16 protein-coding genes, 1 rRNA gene and 1 pseudogene are annotated in these 22,556 nt (G+C 66.6%); 15 read left to right on the forward strand and 3 right to left on the reverse strand.

Annotated elements, in window-relative coordinates:
- Positions 1-87: ribosomal RNA gene (gene rrf, locus ACWDOP_RS32970) — 5S ribosomal RNA — on the forward strand; the annotation flags it as partial.
- A 60-nt stretch (positions 88-147) separates the two neighbouring features.
- Here rrf and ACWDOP_RS32975 read toward each other — a convergent pair.
- Positions 148-993 carry a hypothetical protein gene (locus ACWDOP_RS32975; protein WP_456348175.1) on the reverse strand — a complete coding sequence of 282 codons (846 nt, stop codon included), beginning with the start codon at positions 991-993 and terminating at the stop codon, positions 148-150.
- 192 nt (positions 994-1,185) lie between these two features.
- Between ACWDOP_RS32975 and ACWDOP_RS32980 the strand changes: the two genes are divergently transcribed.
- The 9 genes and pseudogenes from ACWDOP_RS32980 to ACWDOP_RS33020 all read left to right on the forward strand — a co-directional run bounded on the left by ACWDOP_RS32980 (position 1,186) and on the right by ACWDOP_RS33020 (position 10,209).
- Positions 1,186-1,689: an LmeA family phospholipid-binding protein gene (locus tag ACWDOP_RS32980; RefSeq protein ID WP_456348176.1), complete on the forward strand. Its 504-nt coding sequence runs from the start codon at positions 1,186-1,188 to the stop codon at positions 1,687-1,689.
- A gap of 155 nt (positions 1,690-1,844) precedes the next feature.
- Positions 1,845-2,843: a DUF3558 family protein gene (locus ACWDOP_RS32985; RefSeq protein ID WP_456348218.1), complete on the forward strand. Its 999-nt coding sequence runs from the start codon at positions 1,845-1,847 to the stop codon at positions 2,841-2,843.
- Positions 2,844-2,975: 132 nt separating this feature from the next.
- Entirely contained in the window at positions 2,976-3,830 is an 855-nt protein-coding gene (locus tag ACWDOP_RS32990) for an enoyl-CoA hydratase-related protein (protein ID WP_456348177.1), read from the forward strand.
- Between the two features lie 302 nt (positions 3,831-4,132).
- Positions 4,133-4,594 carry an SRPBCC family protein gene (locus ACWDOP_RS32995; RefSeq protein WP_456348178.1) on the forward strand — a complete coding sequence of 154 codons (462 nt, stop codon included), beginning with the start codon at positions 4,133-4,135 and terminating at the stop codon, positions 4,592-4,594.
- Between the two features lie 398 nt (positions 4,595-4,992).
- Positions 4,993-5,940, forward strand: coding sequence for a hypothetical protein (locus ACWDOP_RS33000; RefSeq protein ID WP_456348179.1), 948 nt, complete (start codon positions 4,993-4,995; stop codon positions 5,938-5,940).
- Positions 5,941-6,262: 322 nt separating this feature from the next.
- On the forward strand, positions 6,263-6,880 hold the full coding sequence (locus tag ACWDOP_RS33005; protein WP_456348180.1) for a hypothetical protein: 618 nt from the start codon (positions 6,263-6,265) through the stop codon (positions 6,878-6,880).
- Positions 6,881-7,390: 510 nt separating this feature from the next.
- Positions 7,391-7,597 carry a DUF262 domain-containing protein gene (locus ACWDOP_RS33010; RefSeq protein WP_456348181.1) on the forward strand — a complete coding sequence of 69 codons (207 nt, stop codon included), beginning with the start codon at positions 7,391-7,393 and terminating at the stop codon, positions 7,595-7,597.
- Positions 7,567-8,052, forward strand: a pseudogene (locus tag ACWDOP_RS33015) (DUF262 domain-containing protein); the annotation flags it as partial. The gene ACWDOP_RS33010 and the pseudogene ACWDOP_RS33015, both read left to right, overlap by 31 nt.
- A gap of 516 nt (positions 8,053-8,568) precedes the next feature.
- The gene (locus ACWDOP_RS33020; protein WP_456348219.1) at positions 8,569-10,209 is read left to right on the forward strand and encodes a GmrSD restriction endonuclease domain-containing protein; all 1,641 of its coding nucleotides are present in this window, start codon (positions 8,569-8,571) and stop codon (positions 10,207-10,209) included.
- Between the two features lie 122 nt (positions 10,210-10,331).
- On the opposite strand, the gene ACWDOP_RS33025 is transcribed toward ACWDOP_RS33020, so the two are convergent.
- Positions 10,332-11,390 (reverse strand): class I SAM-dependent methyltransferase, encoded by a 1,059-nt coding sequence (locus ACWDOP_RS33025; protein ID WP_456348182.1) that lies wholly within the window; start codon positions 11,388-11,390, stop codon positions 10,332-10,334.
- Between the two features lie 170 nt (positions 11,391-11,560).
- Here ACWDOP_RS33025 and ACWDOP_RS33030 point away from each other — a divergent pair, with 170 nt between their 5' ends.
- Together ACWDOP_RS33030 and ACWDOP_RS33035 are read left to right on the forward strand one after the other, a co-directional pair.
- On the forward strand, positions 11,561-11,836 hold the full coding sequence (locus ACWDOP_RS33030) for a hypothetical protein (protein WP_456348183.1): 276 nt from the start codon (positions 11,561-11,563) through the stop codon (positions 11,834-11,836).
- A gap of 58 nt (positions 11,837-11,894) precedes the next feature.
- Entirely contained in the window at positions 11,895-12,212 is a 318-nt protein-coding gene (locus tag ACWDOP_RS33035; protein ID WP_456348184.1) for a hypothetical protein, read from the forward strand.
- An 8-nt stretch (positions 12,213-12,220) separates the two neighbouring features.
- Here ACWDOP_RS33035 and ACWDOP_RS33040 read toward each other — a convergent pair whose 3' ends face one another.
- Entirely contained in the window at positions 12,221-12,883 is a 663-nt protein-coding gene (locus ACWDOP_RS33040) for a plasmid pRiA4b ORF-3 family protein (protein WP_456348185.1), read from the reverse strand.
- 265 nt (positions 12,884-13,148) lie between these two features.
- Between ACWDOP_RS33040 and ACWDOP_RS33045 the strand changes: the two genes are divergently transcribed.
- The 3 genes from ACWDOP_RS33045 (at position 13,149) to ACWDOP_RS33055 (ending at position 22,540) form a co-directional block, all read left to right on the forward strand.
- Entirely contained in the window at positions 13,149-13,835 is a 687-nt protein-coding gene (locus ACWDOP_RS33045) for an exonuclease domain-containing protein (protein ID WP_456348186.1), read from the forward strand.
- A 267-nt stretch (positions 13,836-14,102) separates the two neighbouring features.
- On the forward strand, positions 14,103-17,606 hold the full coding sequence (locus ACWDOP_RS33050; protein ID WP_456348187.1) for a hypothetical protein: 3,504 nt from the start codon (positions 14,103-14,105) through the stop codon (positions 17,604-17,606).
- The gene (locus ACWDOP_RS33055) at positions 17,603-22,540 is read left to right on the forward strand and encodes a DEAD/DEAH box helicase (protein ID WP_456348188.1); all 4,938 of its coding nucleotides are present in this window, start codon (positions 17,603-17,605) and stop codon (positions 22,538-22,540) included. Before ACWDOP_RS33050 ends, ACWDOP_RS33055 begins: the two co-directional genes overlap by 4 nt.
- The last annotated feature ends 16 nt before the right edge of the window (positions 22,541-22,556 follow it).

Here is a 22,556-nt window from a genome sequence, read left to right on the forward strand (position 1 = left end):
GGTCCCATTCCGAACCCGGAAGCTAAGGCCACCAGCGCCGATGGTACTGCACTCGACAGGGTGTGGGAGAGTAGGTCACCGCCGGAACATCATTCACGAAACCCCCTGACTTCGGTCAGGGGGTTTCGTCGTTTCCGGGCACGAAAGCTAGAGCAGGGTCAGTTGATCCGGGCTGACATTCGCCGGCATCCGCGGATGCCAGGTACCCAGCACGTCGAACTGTCTGCGTCGCCCCGCGTGATTCCCGATGAAGAAGTAGAGATCCCTTCCGGGATCACACATCTCGCGCTCCCACTTCGCGCGCAGCCGGCGCCCGGCCTCCTCGGCCCCGTAGTCACGTATCAACGCCCTGCCGTCCTGACCGAGTTCCCAGTCCAGGCACAGCTGTTCATGCCCGCGGCACGCACCGTCGGTACACCGATACCGGTAGCTGAGCCGGAAGGGCATCGGCTCCATCAACGCGATCTCGTCCCCGAAGAGGCTGGGCGTACTGACCGCCTCGATCTTCGCCAGATGTCGTGAAGCCCACGGTGACCCGTGCTCGACCACCACCCCGTCGACATACGGTTTGACGAGTCCCATGGACGGCGCGGCCTCCCCGCCCGTCCGCCCCAACGAGTTCGGCCGCAGCAGCTGACAGGCACTGGTGGCCCCGATCAACGGCCCGATGATCTCCCGCCGCTTGATCCACTGCCGCCCATCCGCTTTCACGGACCCGGCCACGGTCAATGACCGCGCGTCCGGCCGATACGACTCCGGCCGCGGATCGCGCTCGCTGTCCCGGCGAATATCGACGTCGACGATGTCGTACTTCTGGAACCGCGAGTACTCCGCGGCCGTCCGAAACCGCATGGGATACAGCCGGATCCACGACGGCGTCCCCCGATCCAGCCGAACCCCCGCGACTGCGGTGACCTCTCCGTCCGCCTCCGAAGTAGCCGGATACGTCTTGACGGTGACCAGCACCCGCGCCCGCTCCACCCCTGACGCCATCACCCTCACCTCCCCACGGTCGAGCCCCGCGTCCGCGGTCCGAATGACCGTTTCCCGAACCATTCACGCCGGGCATTGCCCAAGTAATACCCCACCGGTACGACACCACCCACGCCCCGAATACCTGAGAATCTGCCCACCAACCCGCCACCGCCCCACTCACGGATCCCGTTCTCTTGACATGATGTCGGTGTGCGCATTCTTCTCGCGGTCCTCATAGTCTTCGCCGGCCTCGCCGTGGCAGCCGATTTCGGCGCCGCCGCCTACGCCGAGAAGGCCGCCGCCGAGACGATGCGCAACACCGCGAATCTCGGCTCCGACCCCCACGTGGACATCCAGGGCTTCCCGGTCCTCCTCCATGCGGCCACCGGCAAATACAGCAAGATCGTCGTCAAGGCGGATCAGGTGGGCAACGAGAAGTTCGGCCTGGTCGACGTGGAAGCCACCCTGGAAGGCGTGGAGATCCCGCTCTCGGACCTCGCCGACCGCGTCCTGCACAAACTCCCCGTGGACCACCTCGAAACAACGGCCCGCTTCAGTGCCCTCCGCCCCCTGGCCCTGGTGGACGTAGCCGGCCTCCTCCCCTTCGGCGTGACACCGACCAGCGTCCGGATGGACGGCACGACGATCGTCGTGACCGGCAGCGGCGACAACGTCCTCGTCGACATCGACGCCCTGAAGGGCAAGAAGTCCTGACGGTTCTCGACATTCGTTCGGCTGTCGGCCGATTGGCTTATTCGGCCGCATCCTGCAATCGTTCAGGCTGTTCGTGAGGCTTGTGCGCGGTTCCAGGGGAGGTTGTGTCGGTGGTTGACGGGCTGGGCAGGGTGCGGGGGACCGTCGCAATCGCGATGCTCGCGGTAGCGGTCGTTTCCTGTGGGACGGGCGAAACCGACTCCCCGGCCGCGGCGGTCGACGAACGAATGGCCGTGTACAACGACCCGTGCACGATGCCGAGCGCGGCGCTGACACCCGCGGGGCTGCTCGACGCGGACAAGCGGCCGGGAACCACGGGCGTCGAGTTCAACGGGTGGAAGGGCTGCGCCTGGCAGTCCACCACCGAGGGGCGCACCTTCTCGATGTACACCGGACCGCGAAAACTCGCCGATTTCCAATCGGATCCGATGTTCGCGCAGTCGTACACCCCCGTCGAGGACACCACGCTCGGCGGCCGTCCGGCCAAGCTGTTCACCATGTCGTTCGATCCGGACCGGCGCGCGGTATGCGCGGTCGGCGCCGAGACGTCGACGGGCATGGCGCTGTTCCAGACGTTCGGCCTCCCGGCCACGGGCGATCAGCCGTCGGGGGACATGTGCGCCGAGGTCGTTCGGGTCGGCACAGTGCTGATCGGTCAACTGCCCGACGCCGATTCGGCTCCGGCGCCCGTGGAGACGACCGCGGCGGTGCGCTCCGAGTCCGATGTCCTCGCGATCTTCGGCAACGTGGACCCCTGCACGTTGGTGACCCCGGCCGAGGTGGAGCAGATGACCGGCACGCCCGGCCTGGCACCGAATCGCACCTTCGACATCCCGAGCAAGACCATCAGCTGCGACTGGGGCGGTGAACGTCCCGTGCTCCAGATCGACTTCCACGGCCTGATCAAAGACGACTACACCATCACCCCGCCGAACGACCGCAGTAGGGAAGTGGGTGCGAGGATCGGCCGCGCCGTCGACCTCTCCGGCTACGACACGACCGATTGCATGGCGATGACGCTCTATCAGGATCCGCGCCGGATGGTCTTCATCCTCATCGACCCGCCGGGCGACGAGAAGGTGGAGGGCGGCGTCTGCGGGCGCGCCCTGCCGACGATAGAAAGCGTTCTCGGCGAACGTATTTCCTGGCCGTAGCGGCCGGCTCGGTCCCAGCGTGCGGCGGTGTGCCGGGCTCCCCGGACGGACCGAACTCACTCGGCGATTGACCTAACGATGATGCATTGAGAAGCTTCAGGTTCCATTTGCTCAATCCGAGGGAGATCGACAATGACCATCGACGACGGCAACCCGGGTGATCCGGCCACCTACTCCACGATCACCTATGCCGTCGCGGATGCGATCGCGACGATCACCCTGAACCGCCCGCACGCCCGCAACGGCTTCACCCTGACCATGGCCGACGAGCTCGGCGCCGCCCTGACCGCGGCCGACCTGGACGACGAGGTCCGGGTGATCCTGCTCGCCGCAGCCGGCGACTACTTCTGCGTGGGAATGGATTTCGCGGAGCCCTCGCTCGGCGACGTCACCGACCCGGACTGGGACGAGCCCTCGACCCGCGTCGCCCGCCCGATGGTGAACTCGAACAAGCCGGTGATCGTGGCGATCCAGGGCGCGGCCGTGGGTGTCGGCATCTCCATGACCCTGGCGGCCGACTTCCGTCTCGCGGCCGAGGACACGCGTTTCGGCTTCGTGTTCGCCCGCCGCGGCCTGTACCCCGAGGGCGGCTCGACGTGGTTCCTGCCGCAGCTGGTCGGCCTGGCCAAGGCGAAGGAATGGATGCTCACCGGCCGCCTTTTTGATGCGCAGGAGGCGCTCGCCGCGGGTCTGCTCACCAGCACCCACGCGTCGGCGGAACTGCTCCCCGCCGCCTACGCCCTGGCCCGGGATCTGGCGGTGAACGTCGCGCCGACCTCGGCCGCGCTGATCCGTCGCGCCCTGGTCAGCATGACCGCTCACGGTGATCCCGAGGCGGCGTTCGCGCTCGACAAGAAGTCCATCCCGCACGCGTCGACGAGTCCCGATCTAGCCGAGGGTATTTCGTCGTTCCTGGAGAAGCGTCCGCCCCGATTCACGGGCGTTGCCCGGCGTGACGTACCCGATTTGGCGGACTGGCTCGAGTGAGGGCAGCCGTGTGCCCGGCCTGCGCTGATTTCCCGGGTCGGGGGAGCGGGTCGGGTGGGCCCGCCACATCGTGCGCCGCGCAGCGTTGGGGAACATCGGTCCGAACGGAGCTCGGTGCGGGTTGGACCGGCTGCCAAGTGCTGTTATGCGTGTTCAGCATTGTAATGTCGGTGCTTGCTCGGTGGTCCCGGAACCATGCCTCGACATGGTGCCGTGAATTCGGTCCGGTCCAGCTTGCGCGGCTGGGCAGTGGAGGGCCGCCGCGAATCGGGTGTGCTCGCACGTGACGAAAGGTTTGATTGATGACCATGGCTTTCGCTACAGCTGTTCTCCACGCGCCCGTCGATGTGGTGTGGGCGCGGGTGCGGGATTTCGGCGATCTGTCCTGGCATCCCGCGATCGCGAGCTGCGAACCGGAGGCAGGGCCGGTGGGCGAGGATGGGGTGGCGGAAGCCCGGCGCCGGATAGTCACTCACGGTGGAGAGGTGATAGTCGAGCGGCTGGAGGCGTTCGATGATGTGCGTCACCGATACAGTTACTCGTTCGTCCAGAACCCTTTTGGTGTCCAGGCCTATCACGCGACGCTGGAGTTCATCCCGGTGACCGCCGACGATACGACATTCGCGCACTGGCGGACGGAGTTCACGGCCGCCGCGGATCGAGTATCGGAGTTGTCGAAACTGTTCAGCCGCAGTATTTTTCAATCCGGACTGCACTCGCTCGATGCGCTTGTTTGCCAGATCGGCGTGGCATCCGAGCGCTGAGTCCGCGCACGGAATCGCGTCCTGGACCCGTGCGGTCCCGTGGGTCGGCGTTCCAGCGGCAACCACCGTCCCCATGCGACGCTGCCGCTCCGTTGGCCCGAATGACATTTCGGGCAGATCGGTCGGGATTTCGGTAGTCGTGAACATCCACGCGTTTCGTGAATACGGTTATTCCCATGCCGGTTTCGCGGAAGCGTGGGCGCAAGGGGGAGAAACTATCGGTGCGGGCGCAGCGGTCGCTACCGCGTCCGCCGTGGTTCGAGTCGGCGATAGGCGCCGTGCTGCACGACTTCCGATCGCGAGTGATCACGTCCCCGAGACTTCGGGATCTCGAGCAGACGGTCTCGGAACTGCTCGGTGAACAATTGGGCCGGGCAATCGATACCGGGACCGGCGATATGGAGACCGTCGCCGATCGGTGGTTCGTCGAACTGTTCATGGCGGCGGTGCACGCGGCCGCCCAGGATCAGGACGATGCCGCGGCGGCCTGGCTGGCGGGTGGACTGCTGATGGTCGCGGCCGGTGCCGAGATGGAACGCTTGATCGACGAAATGTGGTGCGAGCCCGGCGGATCGTCGACGGTGAGTCCGGTCCCGACCGGTGATGTGTGGCGGCTCAACGACTATTTCGGCACTCGGCTCGGTGTCGTGGCCGAGTTCATCTATCCGGGCGATGCCGAACCGCACGCCTACCTGCTCGATATCGATGCCTGCGGGTGGGCCGAGGTGGTCGGGGGCGGTGTTTACGACACCGTCCAGGAAGCCTCCGACGCCTGGCGAGCGGCCGTGGGTGCCGATGCCGCCCAAGCCCGCCCATACCGAGTCGTGGACGCGGCCGACCTCGTGTGCCTGCGATGCTGTGACTTTTCGGGATTGAACTCCGGTTCTGCAGCCGGTTCGCGAGAGTATTACCGGGCGCGTCGGCGAACCGCTGAGATCCGGCTGTGGTGGCATGATCAGCCGTTCGGGTCGATCCATGCGGATATGCGCGAGGTCATCGGTCTGCAAGAGGAATTTCAACGGTGGTTTGCCGACCGCTTCGGCCACGAGCCGGATTTTGCCGCACTGTCCCACATGGTGTGGGGCTGGGCCGAACAGGCGCTGCCGGACACGCTGACCTCCGTCTCGGTGCACCGGGTGACGATCCACCGCGACCTGCTCATGGTCGATTCGCACCCTGCGGTTCGCCGCGGCGTAGAACTGCTGCCCGAGTGGGTGCGGTTCCTCGGGGAACGCGCGGACTTACCCGAATCGGCGCTGACCCCGATTCTCGCCGCTGCCGAGCTGGGCTCGGAGCTGCCGGCACGGATCGCTCCGTCACCACCCCGAAGGGGGCTGCCGAGATGAAGGTTGAGAGGCATCGCGCATCGCGGTGTCGAACTTCGAATTGATCTGGGCCGATCCGGTTCAGAGCGACATCGTCAGCCGCGGTGTGGCTCGACGCGATGACGGGTCACGGCTTTACGATGTAGCCGAATCCGATTCCTGGCGATGACCTGGTAACGGCACCTGTACCGGCGGTCGTGGCTTCTCGGTAGCGGCGCACCGCGACAAGTACCTGGTCGGGGTGCAGTTCGCCACGACGTCCTCGGCTCCTCGCGTAGGCGCTACGGGGTCGATGAGTGTCGGGTCGGCATTGCCGTCATAGCCTCGAGATATCTTGCGTTGCATGGTGTTCAACGCGCGAGACCATATTGCGGTAGACACACTTGCCGGGCCCGACTCCCGCGACGGGATCGCGATCCGGTCCGATCTCCTACCACCCACCACCCACGGCTCGAACATTCGCGGCATCGTCGACAGGGAGGTCTGGGACGGATTGCGCAACCCCGTGTGCGCCGCAGCCGGGAACCGGTGCGAAATCTGCGGGGACCAATCGGTTCGCAACGGCCGTTCGAGCCGCCCGGATTGCCATGAGAAGTGGGTGTTCGAGTTCCGGGAGGACCGGGCGGTGCAACGGCTGGAGCGATTGATCGCGGTGTGTCCGGGGTGCCATCAGGTGCAGCATTCGGGGCTGGCGCGGGTGAAGGGTGTGGAACACGAGGTCGTCGCGCGGTTGTGCCGGATCAATCGATGGACCCCCGCTCGTGCCGAAGAAGACCTCGTCCGCGCCAGCGAACGGTGCGGGTACCTGAACCAATTTGACTGGGATCTAGACCTTTCGGCACTCCGCGGCCGTTTGGTCCTACGGGAGTACTCGGATCTGTACGTCCCCGCGGCCGACCGCGCGCACCTGGGCAACTCGTTCTTCGAGCTGCCGCCGCGAGGGAGCGCTCGGCTGCACTGAGCTCCGGACCTGCTGCGGCGTCGGCCGAGCCGGTGAAGGCACTTCGCCCGAGGCATCGCGCGGCTCCGTTTTCGCTCTGCCACAAAGAAATACTGCCTACCACGCACAGCCCACCGCGCGCCGCGATAGGTTCCCGCCTCCCGGAACCACCATCGCTGGCCCGGGATTGCGAATTTCGCCTGCCCTTCCTCCGACCTGTCGCTGTAGCTCTGCCACCCCGCTTGTGCGGGGAGCATGCTCACGTGCCCGGGCAGGTGATCAGCGGCCAGGGCTCATCCCCGTGCGCGCGGGAGCATCCACTCCCGACCATGGCGAGGCGCTCGCCCGCCGGTCGGTCAGCACCGGCCGCGGCGGTGCGGTGCTCGCCGCACGCGCGGGATGAGTATCGACATCGGTGAGATGGCCGGACCGGGTTCGTGGCGGGTGCAGGTCCGCCGCGGTAACCCGGCCCGGTCGGCCGTGATCCCGGTAATGTTCCCCACCGAAGCATAAGGTGAGGGTGAGGGTGGAATGAAGGCGTCGGAGACCACGCTGGCGGCATTGGTGCAGGGGGAGAAGCAGTTTCAGATCCCGCTGTATCAGCGGACGTATTCGTGGACCGACAAGCAGTTGGCGCAACTGTGGAGTGACATCTGTGAGCAGGCGGACCTGCTCGCGGCGGGGAAGAGGGGACCACGCATTTTTGCGGGTCGGTCGTGCTGGCTCCTTCGCCGTTGAACGATGCGGCTTTCTCCCGGTGGCTGGTCGTCGACGGCCAGCAGCGGCTGACGACATTGAGTTTGGCGCTCGCGGCGATCCGGGATCACTACACCGATCCGCGGCAGCGGGAGCGGATCAACGAGCAGTATCTGATCAACAAGTTCCAGGAGGACGACGGCTACTTCCGGATCCTTCCCACCCAGGCCGACCGGCCCGCCTACGGCGAGCACGTCCGAAATACGCACGTCGGCACCGGCGGTGACCGAATCGGGTCGGCGTACCGGTACTTCCGGCAGGCGTTGATCGCCCTGGACGATCCCGCCGAGCCGCGCGAGGTCTCGCACATCGAGAAGGCGATCACCACGCGGCTGACGCTGGTCCAGGTCGTAGCCGATAGGGACGACAACGTCCACCGAATCTTCGAGTCGCTCAACAACACCGGGCTCAAGCTCTCGCAGGCGGACCTGGTGCGCAACTACCTGTTCATGCGCCTGCCCAAGCGCGGCGAGCAGGTGTATCGGACCTATTGGCTGCCCATGCAGCGCAGCCTGAGCAACGAGCAGCTCGAACAGCTGATGTGGTTGCAGTTGGTGCTCGACGGCGGGGTACGGGTCCGCCGGCAGGACATGTACTCGGCGCAGCAGCGCAGATTCCTCCGGGACGGTGAAACCGAGGAGGATATCGAGGCATACGTGCGCGAATTGCACCGCAAGGCAATGCATTTCCGGCGAATCATCGATCCGGAGCACGAGGCGAACCTCGAGGTGCGGCGGTACCTGCGGCGGATCGACCAGTGGCAGGCCGCGACGACGCATCCGGTTCTGATGATGCTGCTCGACAAGCGGGACACCGGCGTCATCTCGTCGGACGAGCTGGTCCTGGCCCTGTCCTACATCGAATCGTTCCTGGTGCGCCGAATGATCTGCCAGCGCCCGACCCAGAGCCTGAGCGGCATCTTCCAGGAGCTGCCCGGTCAGCTGCCCGACGGGATGACGGTGGTCGAAGGCCTGCGCCACGTCTTGTCCGCCCCGCGACGCTACTGGGCCACCGATGACGAGCTGCGCGAGGCTATCGCGACGAAACCCTTCTACTGGTACGGGAAGTGGGAACAGCGCCGACTGGTGTTGCAACGGCTCGAGGAGAGCTACGAGCATCCCGAGCCGGTCGATTTCGTCAACGCCAAGCTGACCATCGAACACGTGCTGCCGCAGGAACCGGGTCCGGAGTGGCTGGCGGCTTTGGAAGTCGGTGCGGCGGAGGGCGAATCGCCCCGCGACCGGCACGGGCGGCTCGTGCATACGCTGGGCAATCTGACCCTCACCGCTGAGAACTCACGCCTGTCGAATCACCCGTTCGAGCGCAAGCAAGACCTGCTGGCGAACAGCCACCTGGAGATGAACCGCCGCATCGCCGCCACCGCGACCTGGGGCGCCGCCGAAATCGCCGCGCGGGCAGCCGAACTCGCCGACCGCGCGATCACCCTGTGGCCGAGCCCGATCGGCGGTGTGGAACGCGTGGAGAAGACCCGCGACTGGAGTCTGCTCCGCCGCGCGCTCTCGGTCCTGCCGCCGGGCACCTGGACCTCCTACGGTGACCTGGCCGCACTGGTCGGCTCGAGCCCCATCGCGATCGGCCAGCAGATGACCCGCGCGTACCCGAACGCCCACCGTGTACTCGACCATGCGGGCCGCGTCGCGGAGGGCTTCAACTGGGGTGACGGACCGGACCGCGGTGATGTGGTGGATGTGCTTCGCACAGAGGGCATTACGGTCAACGATCGCAATGTGGCCGCTCCCGGCCAGCGGTTGAACGTCCGCGACCTCGCGGACCTGCTCGGCATGACCGAGGCCGACGCGAGCGCTGCCGTGCGGCCCGGCACGGCGAGCGAGGTCGACCGCCGCGCCCGCTTCTTCGCCCAGCTCGCCGACAAGAATCCGGCCCCGGTTGCCGAGGCGGTGACCAAGGTACTGGCCTTCTGGGAATCCCAGGGCGGACACCTCGAATACGGCACGGGCGCGAAGTCCACCAGCTGCATCTTGATGCTCAATCGCGAATCGGCAGGCCCGATCTGGCCCGGCGCCTTCTATCCTGGAGACGGCGGTCCGGGAAAGCTGGAGATCGTCTTTCAGCACCTCGTCGTACGAGAACCCTTCACCGGCAACGAACTTCGGAACGAGTTCCGCCTGCGCCTCAACGAGATCGCCGGCGTGGACATCCCGGAGGGCAAACTCGCCCTGCGCCCGACCTTCTCGATCAAATCGCTCAAGGATCCCGCCGAGTACCGGCGGCTGTGTGACGCGCTGCTGTGGTTCCGGAACACGGCACTGGGTGGCGAGACCGCCGGGGGCGGAGGCTGGGATGCCGAGACTCAGCCCGTCTCGCCCGCGGTCCGCGCGCTGCTGGCCGCGCTGAGCGAACACGGCGCCCCCGAACCGGAGATGTGCGTCGAACTCGGCAGGCACAACTGGCCGGTCGAGGCCGTGTGGCCCGAATGGCGGCTGGCGCTGGTCGAGGGTGAGGACGACGACCGGGACAGCGGGTTGGCCGAGGGTGGATACCGGGTTGTGGGGGTCGAGAACACGAAGCCGGACGAGTTGGCGGCCTTGCTGATCGGACCCCGGAGCGCCTGATTCGGACGTCGAACTCCGCCGGCGACATTGTCGCGGTTCCGCGCCGCGAGGTCGGGCGTACGGGGTATCTGCCGGTAGCAAGGGACCGGCGCCGGCGATTGGTCCTCGGTCAGACCGGCCGGTCAGACCGTGAGCCGGTAGAACCGCCAGAAGCCGAAGTCCTCGATCGGTAGTACATCCACGGCGCTGAAACCGGCCTTCTCGGCGTACTCGCGCAGCTTCGCGGCCCGCATGACCGTGCCGGTGCCGGCCGAGTCCGGATGCGCCATGCCGTCGGGCAGGCAGACCAGCAGGCTGAACCCGTACATCAGGCGGTCGACCTCGCCGCCGGGTCCGGTGAACTCCGGCTCGACCGCCTCGTCCATCACGATCACCGCGCCGCCCGGGAGCAGAGCCTTGCGCATGCCGGTGAGGACGTCGACGGGGTGCGGCATGTCGTGGACGCATTCGAAGGCGAACAGCGCGTCGTAGGTGGCTTCGGGCAGGTCGACGGCCGCGTCCGCGTGCCGGAAGCGGACGCGGCCGGCCAGGTCCGCGGCGTTCTCGGCGGCCATCGCGACCGAGGGCTCGTCGATGTCGTAGCCGTCGACCGTCAGCTCCGGGTATGCCCGCGCGAGCGCGATCGACGACCAGCCGCCGCCGGACCCGATATCGGCGACCTTGGCGCCAGGCCGCGAGAGCAGGGCGTGCAGATCTTCGACGCCCGCGAGGTCGGCGGCGAGGCGCCGCTCGAACCAGGGCCGGTTCATGTCGGACTGCGATTCGCGCATGTCGACGCCGAATTCGGACCAGCCGACCCCGCCGCCTTCGCGATACGCGCGCACCAGCCCGGGCATCTGAACGCCGGCCCCGGCGATCATCCGGGCAAGAGGCGCAAGGTAATTGAGGCTGGTGCGATCGGTGAGCACCTCGGCCGCACCGCTCGGCAAGGCGAACCGCCCGTCCGAATCGACCGTCAGGACCCCGGTGCACGCCTGCTGCTCGAGCCACTCCCGCGCGTACCGGCGATCCCCGCCGGCCCGCGCGGTCAACTCCGCCGCGTCCGCGGGCCCGCCCTCGGCCAGCGCCCGGTACCAGCCGAGCCGATCGCCGAGGTGCGCCGCCAGGATGTCGATGGCCCCGAGCGCGGCCCCGAACATGCGCTCGGCGAACTGCTCGGCCGTCTGCTCCACGTGGCTCACTGCGCCCTCCGATGTGATCGTTTCCGCGGTCGTTCGCGACCCTCTCGGAGGGGGATACGGGACGTCGTGCGCGGGGGTTCTCGCTGCCAACGATTCGGTCTCTGTTTGCTCCGTTGCTGCTGGGTAGCCGGAGAATGATCTAGATCAGTTTCGGATGATCGGAATCAATCATGAAAGCAGTTTCATTCCTCGGCCCGGCCGCCTGCGCGGTCGCTGCCATCGCATTCATCTGGCCGGCCCAGGCCGGCGCTGCTCCGCTCGGCGCGGTGGAAACCTCGACGGTGTTCGCCCAGCCCAGTACCGACTGCCACCCTTCCTACGACCCGTGCGTGCCGAACACCGGCAACGTCACCTGCGCGGACCTCCGCGGCCCGGTGCGCGTGCACGGATCGGATGTGTACCGCCTGGACAGGAACGGGAACGGAATCGGGTGTGAGGAAACCTGACCCGATCCGAGAAATAGCTGGGAATTGATCGAGGGGATCTCGAAGATCGGAAGCAGCGATGAGCTCGGCTTCATTCCTCGGATCCGCGGCGTGCGCGGCGGTGGCCCTCGCCATCGTCTGGCCGATGCAGGCCGCCGCTGATCCGCTCACCGACTTTCTGTGCAACAGCGGGTCGACCCAGTTCTGCCCGCCGCCGCCTCCGCTGGCCGGCAACTGTCACCCGTCCTACGACCCGTGCGTGGAGAGGAACAGCGACGTCGACTGCCTCGGTGGCGACGGCAATGGACCCGGCTTCACGGGCCCGGTCCGAGTGATCGGACCGGACGAGTACGACCTGGACAGGAACAACGACGGACGGGGATGCGAAAACAGCTGATACGTAGCCTATTTCGGATCGCGTCCGAACCCGAACTGCCTCTCCAGTCCATAGTTGATCTCTTCGATGACGAACGGCGTAGGCTCCGAGTCCTCGGTCTGCGTCGTGATGTCTTCCGGCGTCAAGTAGTTGAAGGCCGCGAAGCCGTTTTCGTCGTGAGGATTGGCGCGGGCGGACCAGTACTCGTACCGCTGTATCCCGCCCGGCACATCGGCGGGACAGTCTCGCCGTCCGTCGGTGCAGGCGGCGCGGGGAGTCTTGGCGGTGCGGGGTTCGAAGCCGTTGAGGATCAGGTGGTGGGGCCAGGGGTCGGTGAAGTCGTACAAGTAGTACAGGGAATCGCCCGGGGCGCGCAGGATTTCGTCGAGGCGGACTTCCGATTCGGGGAGTGCGGTGTCACCCCGGGCGACCGCTGCGGCTGAGATGTAGCGCTCCGCGTCCGTTGCGTCGAAGTCTGTGCCGCAACGAAATTCGTGGTCGGCGCGCCCGACCCAGCCGAAGCACCACCCCAGGACCTCGTGCAGGTCGTTGAGGAATAGCTCTGACGAGACTTCCAGCACCCGCGTCAGCGCCGGCTCGGTGCCGATGACCGTCGCTCGCACGCGGAGGGTGGTGGCCCGCTTGCGGCGCGGTCCACGATAGGAAGGGGAGGGCGGCTGTATCTCGGCCACGGTTGGACATTAACCGACACGGAGGCGAGATCCGTGGCGGTTTCAGGGATTCGCACCGCAAAGTCACGCGGTATGTACGGTATGACCGGCTGCTGCGGGGTGTTGCAGGCGTTCGGGCGGGGCGACCCTGCCCCGAGCAATTCATCGGTTCCGGCGCACGGCACCAATATCCTTCGCTGCCGATCACGCTGGAATGCCGATCGCCGATAGCGCAATCGACCGGGTTCTCGTCACTGCAGGGTCGAGATGGACTAGATTCCCGCCGATGACCGTCCCATGGACCGAAAGCCCGCTCGCCGGAATAGATCTCGAGACGACGTCGCCCGATCCGATGACCGCGCGCATCGTCACCGCCGCCCTGGTGTTCCCGGATTCGGCGCTCGATCGAGGCTGGCTGCTCGACCCCGGGGTGTCGATTCCGGCCGAGGCGACCGCGGTGCACCACATCACGACGGAACGGGCCCGCACGGAGGGTGTGGACTACGCGCTCGGCTACGCGGAGCTTCGTGCGGAACTCGAAAGGGTGTGGGCGCTCGGCTATGTCGTGGTGGCGTTCAACGCCAGCTACGACTTCACCGTGCTGGACAGGCAGGGGCAGCGGCTCGGCTACCCGCCGTTGGTCCACGGGCCGATCGCGGATCCGTTCGTGATGGATCGGGAGTTGGACCGGTACCGCCCGGGGAAGCGGACGCTGTCCGCGCTGTGCGAACACTACGGAGCCGTGCTCGGTTCCGCTCACGACGCCGGCCATGACGCGAAAGCCGCTGTGGCACTGGTGGAGATCCTCGCCGCCCGCTACGTCGTTGATCTCGGCGCCCTGACGCCGACGGAGTTGACGGCCGCGCAGACCGGTTGGCACCACGACCGCCAGGAGGATTTCGCGGCGTGGTTGCGGCGGAAGGGGCGGGACGTGGGGGATATCGACGGGCAGTGGCCGATTCGGACGGCGTGAGGCCCGGGGCGTCCGATACCGCGGTGGGCGCGGTCGCCGTTCCGTCGACGCGCCTGCCACCGATCAGGTGCATCGGCACGACCCCAGGCTGTAGGGAGTGGCTGTCTTGTTGCCATGCAGCGAATCGATCGAGTGAAGGGCGTGTCTTTGTCCATTGCCGGAATTCGGGATTATCGATCGGCATCGAAATGCTGGTAGCTGACCGGTCGCGGCGGCCGCTCGCGCACACGCCCGTGCGGAGGTGTCGATATACCGGCCTTCGGGCTGGTGTTTGATCGAGAGTGCGCCTGTTCGCAAATATGTTCGATTTGTTGTTCCGGTTGGAAATTTGTCGGTGGGATGTGTCACAGTCGCCCCAGGATTCGAGGGGGAAGGGCCGGTGTCATGGGGCAGTCGTTCGTGGCTGACTTGGCGGGGGATGAAGAGTTCCGGCTGAGTCGTGAATTGGCCCGGGTGCGAATGGTTTTCGAACTCGATCTCGACGACGATGAGATCTGCCGGGTGCGGGAACTCTTCGGCGCGACGGCGGTTCGGTTCGGCTCGCGCTTGGGGGCGCGCCGTTTGATCCGGAAGTATCCGGCGCTGTGCCTGATCACTCTGGTCGGCCACGCGGGCTTGGCCTACGACCAGGGACGCTATTGGGAGAGCTTCTTCGCGGAGTTGGGGATGGACCGCGATCAAGACTTCGAGAACGCGCTACGCGCGGAGCTCGGCCCGCTTCTGAAGCGGTTCGGGCTGCGTGAATTCCCGGATCTCCGGGGGCACTACGTGCAACTGATGGCAATGCACGCCGGCATCCCGGTGCACTGCCTCGGAGATCTGATCCAGGTGATCGAGCACCACCTGGCAGTGGGTCGTGAGCGCAGTGGCGCGGCGGTCTTCGAGTGGCTCACCGAACCCGGAATGGCGTACCGGCTCAATCAGCTCGATGTCCCGGTGCGAAATTTCCTCCAGCTTGGTGGGGAGATGGCGGTCGACATCGTCGATCGGATACTGGACTTCCTGGAATACGTCGCGGCGCATCCCGACGTGGGTAGTGACCTCGAGGTGGATTCCGCGACCACCGGGCTGCCCACGATATTGCTCAACGGATTGATAGACCGCATCGGCGAACATTCGCTGGGGCGGAGGCAACTGATTCGCCGGAACGTGCCCGTCATCGGATATTCCACGCAGGACGACCAGGTCGTCGTGCGCCTGCCCTACCCGGAGACCGCGTCCGAACTGCCATGGCGGGTCGCGGTCAACGGGGAGGTTCGTGAGGTGTATGCCGAACGGGGCTGGGGGATCGCCGAGGACGGTGAGCATCCGCTGACCCCGTTTCCGGTCGTACGTCCGGCGCGGGATCTGGTACTGCGTCACGACGGTTCGGGCGTCGAGCATCGAATAATGCTGGTGGACAAGGAAGATCCGCTGCTGCTGTTCGATCTCGATGGCGTACTCCTGCCCCGCCGCAGCGCACTGCCGCGCGACAGCGTGCTCGCGATGCATCCGAACGACGTCGATCTCGTCGATATGGCGACCGGCGCCACGGTGCGATCGGATGAAGATCTCCGAACCCCGACCGGCTGGCGTGGGTGGCGGGCGCACACGGTGGATCTGTCCGTTCACAACGTGGTGCAGCTGCGTGGCCGGGCCGGGAACCGACTCGGAGTGCCGCGTGAGATTCGTGCGGTAGGCGCTCCCCGGCTCGAGCCGGCGGATGGACTGGAAGGGGTGACGAGCGGGAGCGGGTTGACGGTGTATGCGGCGCGGCCGCTCATCGAGTTGCCCCCGTGCACGGACCCGAATCCGCATGTGTGGCGGGTCCGCGTACGTCGTTCGGGCGCGGCGGATTTGCTGAGCGACCAAGAGTGGGAGTCGGGCCCGGAGCAGAGCATGCTCGACCCCTTCGACGGCCTCGATCCGGGTCTGCTCGGGCTCTACGACATCGTGGTCACCGGCCCGCTCGGCTCGGACCTGCGGTGCAGCGTCTTCATGGCGGAGGGCCTGTCCGTCGAGCACAGCCGCACCTTCCGGGTTCCGGTGCCCGGTGGTCTGTCCGTCTGCGAAACGCTGCTCGACTGCGCGAGGCCACTGTGGTCGGATCGCGACCTGCTGACGTTCGGGACCGAGAGTCGGGAGGCGCGCGTCGAGATCGGCAGCGGCGACACGGTTCACACCCTGGTGATCACTCCGCCCTACTTCGAATCCCGCATGGACGAGGTGGGCGCGCCCGCACAATGGCGAACCGCGCCCCAGGTGCTCACCCCATCGGATTTCGAAACCGCGGCCGTGGTCGCGGCCAAAGTGCCCGGGTTTGTCACCGCCGACTTCGCGATCATGAACGCCGCCGGTCAGATCGTCCAGGTCGAGACCCCGGATGTGCCGCTGGAAAACGTCTTTCAGATCTCCACCCGGGTGTTCGCCGATACGATGCGGCAACTCGGCTCGGCTGAGGTGGTCGCACGAATCGACGACCCCGCCGGTAACTCTCACACGGTCGTCATGGCCCGCGTGCAGCCCAGCCAGCTGTGCGGTGCGATTCGTGTGGACGAGCGCGATCTGGTGTTCCAGGACTGTGTCTCGGCGGAGCTGGGTGTGTTCGCCTGGGCGGGCACCGCACCATGGCTCTCGCCCTGGCAACTGACCATCACCAACGGTCGGGCTCCGCTGCCGGACGAATTGTGTTCCGCCGGTGACTTGCTCATCCAGGTGTTCGTGGATGACCCGTGGCTGACTGTGGCGCCGCCGCCACGCCCCGAGGACACCGCGGTGCGTGTCCCACAGCCGGGGTGGATGCGCGATGAGAACTCCGCGCGCGAGGGACTGTCCCGCTTTCTGGCGGGGGTTGGCCCTCCGCCCCGTAGCGGTGGTGCGATGGCCGAGGCGTGGGCCGCGCTCGCGGCATTGCCGTCGGTGCGATCGAGTACGGCAGTCGAGATAGTGCGCGGCGGGCTGATCGGTGTGCTCTCCTCCGATGCTCGCGAAGCACTGGACATGCTGGGCGGCAGCATGATTCCTGCGGCGGAGATGGTCGCGCTGCTGATACGTACCGGTCTCGCCGAGCGCCCGTACGCCTCGGCGGTGGTCACCGAGCATCTGCACGTGAACCCGTGGATCGGTTGTCTCATCGAAATCGCGGGCCTGCCCTACCGGGCATCCTGGCGCACCGACGCACCGGAGAAATGGGAGCAACTGGTCGGGTATCTGCGCAGCCAGGGCGGTGCGTGGCTGCTCGAACTCATCGATGGGCGGGTGGGTAACGCCCGGGCCGGTGTCTTCGACGCCACGGTCGAGCAGTTGCATCAGCTGCCCACCGCGCAGCTGGAAGAGTTGTATCTGGCTTCGCAACTGGTCCCGGGTGCGCTGTTGGACGAGGACACCCGGACCGACGCGACCATGGCCGCGTTCCGGGTCCGGCGCGACTGGGCTGTCGACCCGGCGAGTCAGATCCTGGCCGCCGGAACAGCCGCGGCGCTACGGCAGATCAGGCGGGTCGCACCGCTGGTGTACGACCTGATCGACGGGCGCAACGCGGCACTGGACGGCGTCGACGTCGCGGCACATCCGTGGATGCTGTTGTCGGTGCAGTCGCTGACCATGGCGGCCCTCGCCCGGCTCGATGCCCGGGGCCGATTCGGTAGCAGCCCGCCGATCGGCCGCGATATGCGGGAGGCGTGGGGGCGGATGGCCCAGCTGTGCCCGGACCTGGTCGTGACCGACCTCCTGATCGCCGAGGCCCTGGCGACCGCCCAGACTCATCCCGAATTGATCGGAGCAGCACGATGATCGAACGACTCGATCCGCTGGCGGCCGGCGCCGATATCGAAGCCGCCTACAAGCGCTACTTGAAAACCCTGCTCGCACCTCGTGACCCAGGTCTGGCCACCGCTTTCGATCACGCGGTGGACAGCACGTCGATGCTGACGAAGGGCCCGCTGCTGGAGCTGACACCGCCGTACGCGCCGGGCAGCTCGCTGCGGGAGTTGATGGCCGAAGGCATCCTGCATCCGGGTTTTGCGCGCATGTCGGCCACGATCGACCTGGACCGGCCGCTCTACCGGCATCAGGAAACCGCCGTGCGCAAGGCGGTGGCCGGGCGAAATCTGGTGGTCAGCACCGGAACCGGTTCGGGCAAGACCGAGAGCTTCCTGCTGCCGATCTTCAACGCGCTGCTCGCCGAACACGCGGCGGGCACGCTGGGGCCGGGTGTGCGGGCGCTGCTGCTCTACCCGATGAACGCGCTGGCGAACGATCAGCTGAAGCGATTGCGCGGTCTGCTCGCCGCGTGCCCGGAGATCACCTTCGGTCGCTACACCGGGGAGACGAAGCAGGACTCGCGGGAGGCCGAGCGGCTCTTCCAGACCCTGCATCCGGGGCAGCCCAGACTGCCGAACGAATTGCTCAGTCGCGCCGAGATGCAGGCGAACCCGCCGCACATCCTGCTGACCAACTACGCGATGCTCGAGTACCTGCTGCTGCGACCGGCGGATCTGGATCTGTTCGACGGCGAGTACGCCGGCACCTGGCGGTTCATCGCGCTGGATGAGGCGCACGTGTACGACGGCGCGCAGGGGTCCGAGGTGGCACTGCTGCTGCGGCGGCTGCGCGAACGAGTCGCGCGGGGCACGCGATTGCAGTGCATCGCGACATCGGCGTCGCTGACCGGCAAGACCGAACAGACACAGGGCCCGGAGGCGACCGATTTCGCCACCCGCCTGTTCGACGCACCGTTCGAATTCGTCGAGGGCGACCCCGCTCGGCAGGATTTGGTGATCGCCACCCGAGCGCCACGCCACGACATCCCGGCCTGGACGATTCCCGATGCCGAACTGTTGAGTCTGGCCGATCCGGCCGCGGATCTGAGCGTGCTGGGAAACTATTCCCGGACCGGCGATTACGCGGACGCGCTGCACTCCGAACAGCGAATTACCGATGTGAAGGCGGTGGTGTCCCGCGGCCCCGTCGATGTGCGTACTTTGGCCGCGAAGCTGTGGCCGGGCGACGAGACCGCCGTCGCCGCCAAGAAGGTCGAGGCGCTGGTCGCGCTGGGCTCGAAAGTTCATGACGCCGAAGGTAATCCGGTGCTGTCGGCGCGCTATCACATGTTCGTCCGGGCGACCGAGGGCGCATTCGTCAGTTTCACCGACGGACCGCCGCGGGTTTTCCTGGGCCGCCACGAGATCGATCCCGAGACCGGGCGAGCGGTCTTCGAGTTCGGTACCTGTCAGCGTTGCGGCGCGGTGCATCTTGCCGGTCAGGTCGATGCCGTGCAGGGACGAGAGTTCTTCCGCCCGGCCAAGAGCGAGGATTCGGAATCGGTGCGGTGGCTGGTGCTGACCGAGGGCACCGTGGAGAGTCTGCTCGATGAGGACGAGCAGACTCTCTCCGATGATCCGGTGTCCGAGACAGGCAAGGTGCGCCAGCTGTGCACCGGATGCGGTGCGCTGGGAGCCGGCGTCGGCCGGTGTTCCGGGCCGGGGTGTCCGGGAGGTCCGGTGCTGCGGGTGCGCGAACACCCGGTGAAGACGCGGGTGATGAGCACGTGCACGGAATGTGGTGCGCGGTCGCGGCAGGTGATCCGCAGGCTGCGCACCGATGTCAACGCCGCGCCCGCCGTGATCACCACGGCTCTGTACCAGCACATCCCGGTCGCGGCCGACGAGACCGCCGACCAGGTGGGCGAGGGTCGCAAACTGCTGATGTTCTCCGATTCGCGGCAGGCGGCCGCGTTCGCCGCGCCCTATTTGGCGCGCACCTACGGTCGAATGCTCGAAAGGCATTATCTGACCCGGGCGCTGCTGGACCCACGCAACAGCGGTGAGCTGCTCTCGGTCGCGGATCTGGCGGCCGCGACGCGCGAGATTGCGATCGACGCAGGACATTTCGATGAACGAGTGACCCCTCGCACGGTGCTGCGGGTAGTGAATCCGTGGGTCATGGCCGAGTTGATGACCATGGAACAACGTCAGTCCCTCGAAGGGCTCGGCCTGATGCGGGTCTCGCTGTTCCGGCCGAAAAGCCTCGCCGTGCCCAAACCCCTGCTGCAAGTGGGGTTGTCCGAATCCGAATGCTGGAGTTTGTTCGAGGAACTCGTCCGGACCGTTCGGCACCAGGGCGCGTTGTCGCTGCTGGCGGATGTCGATATCAAGGACGCGATCTTCGAGCCGCGCAATTCCCTCATTCACCTGCGGTCCATGGATTCGGACTCCGCGCGCCGCATCATCAGCTGGCTGCCCGGTGGTGGTCCGTCGACGACCAACAGCCGAATTCTGCTCGTTCGCAAGCTTCTTCAGTCGATCGGGTCTCCGCTGGACGCCCGGCTCGTGCTGGAGGGCTGTTGGAAGTTCCTCAGCGCGAACAAGTATTTCGAGGAGAGCAGGCACAAGACCGCCGGCGTGCTCTATCGGGTCGACCAGGAGCAATTGCGCATCTCCCGCGGCATGGACTGCCGCTGGTATCAGTGCTCGTCGTGTCGTCGGCTGACGCCCAACGACATTCGCGGACTCTGCCCCTACGGATCGTGCGATGGTCTGCTCGTCGAGTTCTTACTGCCCGCTGCGGACAGCGACCCCAACCACTACCGGACCATGTACCGCACCCTGAGTCCGGCTCCGCTGACCGCGCAGGAGCACACCGCCCAGTGGGAGGCGACCGAGGCAGCGGATATTCAGCGTCGCTTCATTTCCGGTGAAGTGAACGTGCTGTCCTGCTCGACGACGTTCGAACTGGGTGTGGACGTTGGCGACTTGCAGTCGGTGGTGCTGCGGAACATGCCGCCCAAGACCGCGAACTACGTGCAGCGGGCCGGGCGCGCGGGACGCCGGGCCGCGTCCGCGGCGCTGGTGCTGACCTTCGCCAAGCGTGGCTCGCACGATTTGTCGAAATTCCAGAATCCCGAGTCGATGATCGCCGGTGAGATGCGGATTCCGTGGATTCCGGTCGATAACGAGCGCATCGCCCGGCGGCACGCGCATTCGGTGGCTCTGTCGGCGTACTTCCGGTTCCGCTTCGAGCGGGACAAGGTGAGTTGGCGGCACGCCGGTGAGTTCTTCATGCCCGGACCGGACGGTCAGGATTCGGCCGCCGCGCAGGTCCGGCTGTTCCTGACCCCGGTTCCGCCCACCGTGCGCGCCGCACTGAGTACGGTGCTGCCCGCATCGGTCGCGGCCGCGATCGGGGTCGCGAACGATTCCTGGGTGCACCGGCTGTGTGAGCTGCTGGAGCTGGCGGAGCGCGATATCCGCGACGATATGGACACCTTCCGCACGCTGATCGCCGAGGCGGCGCAGGCGGAGAAATTCGCACTCGCGGGCCGACTGCGCAATACGCTCCGCACCATCGAGGAACGCCAGCTCCTGGGCTACCTGGCGAACAAGAACATCCTGCCCAAGTACGGTTTTCCGGTCGATACGGTGGATCTGCGCACCTCACACTGCGATTCGGAGGTCGGCCGCAAACTCGAACTCAGTCGAGACCTGAGCCAGGCGATCTTCGATTACGCGCCGGGCAATCAGATCGTGGCGGGCGGCAAGGTCTTCACCTCCCGTGGTCTGCGCAAACTGCCCAAGCGTGAACTCGAGGAGTTGAACTACCGGGTGTGCCGCGAATGCGGCCGGTTCGAATGCGGACATGCGCTGGACTCGTCGGCCGGATGCCCCAGCTGCGGTGAGGACTTCGGTCAGATCCGCACCTGCGTGGTGCCCGAATTCGGTTTCGTCGCGGACAGTCAGGTCGATGATGTGAAAGCCGAACCGCCGCAACGGCTCTGGGGTGGGGCGAGCTATGTCGAGACGATCGGCGAGGTGACCCGGACCTATCAGTGCGCGACCGAAGGCACGCAGATCCAAGCGCGGGCGGGGATTCGCGCCCGGATGGCGGTGATCGCCGAGGGGCACGGTGGCGGATTCAGCCTGTGTGAGTGGTGTGGCTGGGCCGAGGCGGTGACCGACCGCAAGACCCGCCGCGCCACGCACAACCGACCCGATACCGGGAAATCGTGTGCCGGCAGGCTGCACCGTGTTTCGCTGGCGCACCGCTACGAGACCGACGTCGCCGAATTCACCTTCGAGGACATGTCCTACGACAAGGACTCCGAGTCCAACTGGCTTTCGGTGCTCTACGCGCTGCTGGAGGGCGCGTCCGAGGCGCTGGAGATCAGCCGGGACGATATCGACGGCACACTGTCGTGGAGTGTGGATGGGCGACGCAGCATCGTGCTGTTCGATACCGTGCCCGCCGGAGCCGGTGCGTCGAAGAAGATCGCCGAGCACCTGGAGTTGGTCATCTCGCACGCGGTACGCCGGGTCACCTCGTGCGACTGCGGGGTCGAGACCTCCTGCTACGGATGCCTGCGCTCGTTCCGCAACGACCGACTGCACGAAAGGCTCTCGCGCGCAGGAGCGTTGACCGTGTTCGAGAAACTGGGAGTGGCGGCTTGGGCGGCCGAACCCGACCGGCCCTGGGGCGAGTCGATGGTCGGAATCTCGGCTCCGGTTGTGGCACTGCTGGCCGAACTCGAAGCTCTCGGCGTGACCCGGCCCGATATCGGGATCGAGACCGGCAAGCATTACTGGCCGGTCGAAGCGGTATGGCCGCAGTGGCGCGTGGTGCTGGTCGAGCACTCCGATCCCGAGCGCGACGAGGGATTGTCGGCCGACGGGTATCGCGTGTTCAATGCCGCGGACGCGGATGCCGGCCGACTGGCCGCGTCATTGCGGTAGTGGCCGGCCCGCGAGC

The organism is Nocardia sp. NPDC003693, from assembly GCF_053981095.1.

Excerpts from the sequence above, each read along its gene's own strand:
- ACWDOP_RS32975 (WP_456348175.1), bottom strand. The coding sequence starts at position 993 with ATGGCGTCAGGGGTGGAGCGGGCGCGGGTGCTGGTCACCGTCAAGACG.
- ACWDOP_RS32985 (WP_456348218.1), top strand. The coding sequence starts at position 1,845 with ATGCTCGCGGTAGCGGTCGTTTCCTGTGGGACGGGCGAAACCGACTCC.
- ACWDOP_RS32990 (WP_456348177.1), top strand. The coding sequence starts at position 2,976 with ATGACCATCGACGACGGCAACCCGGGTGATCCGGCCACCTACTCCACG.
- ACWDOP_RS32995 (WP_456348178.1), top strand. The coding sequence starts at position 4,133 with ATGACCATGGCTTTCGCTACAGCTGTTCTCCACGCGCCCGTCGATGTG.
- ACWDOP_RS33000 (WP_456348179.1), top strand. The coding sequence starts at position 4,993 with ATGGAGACCGTCGCCGATCGGTGGTTCGTCGAACTGTTCATGGCGGCG.
- ACWDOP_RS33005 (WP_456348180.1), top strand. The coding sequence starts at position 6,263 with ATGGTGTTCAACGCGCGAGACCATATTGCGGTAGACACACTTGCCGGG.
- ACWDOP_RS33010 (WP_456348181.1), top strand. The coding sequence starts at position 7,391 with ATGAAGGCGTCGGAGACCACGCTGGCGGCATTGGTGCAGGGGGAGAAG.
- ACWDOP_RS33020 (WP_456348219.1), top strand. The coding sequence starts at position 8,569 with ATGACGGTGGTCGAAGGCCTGCGCCACGTCTTGTCCGCCCCGCGACGC.
- ACWDOP_RS33030 (WP_456348183.1), top strand. The coding sequence starts at position 11,561 with ATGAAAGCAGTTTCATTCCTCGGCCCGGCCGCCTGCGCGGTCGCTGCC.
- ACWDOP_RS33035 (WP_456348184.1), top strand. The coding sequence starts at position 11,895 with ATGAGCTCGGCTTCATTCCTCGGATCCGCGGCGTGCGCGGCGGTGGCC.
- ACWDOP_RS33045 (WP_456348186.1), top strand. The coding sequence starts at position 13,149 with ATGACCGTCCCATGGACCGAAAGCCCGCTCGCCGGAATAGATCTCGAG.
- ACWDOP_RS33055 (WP_456348188.1), top strand. The coding sequence starts at position 17,603 with ATGATCGAACGACTCGATCCGCTGGCGGCCGGCGCCGATATCGAAGCC.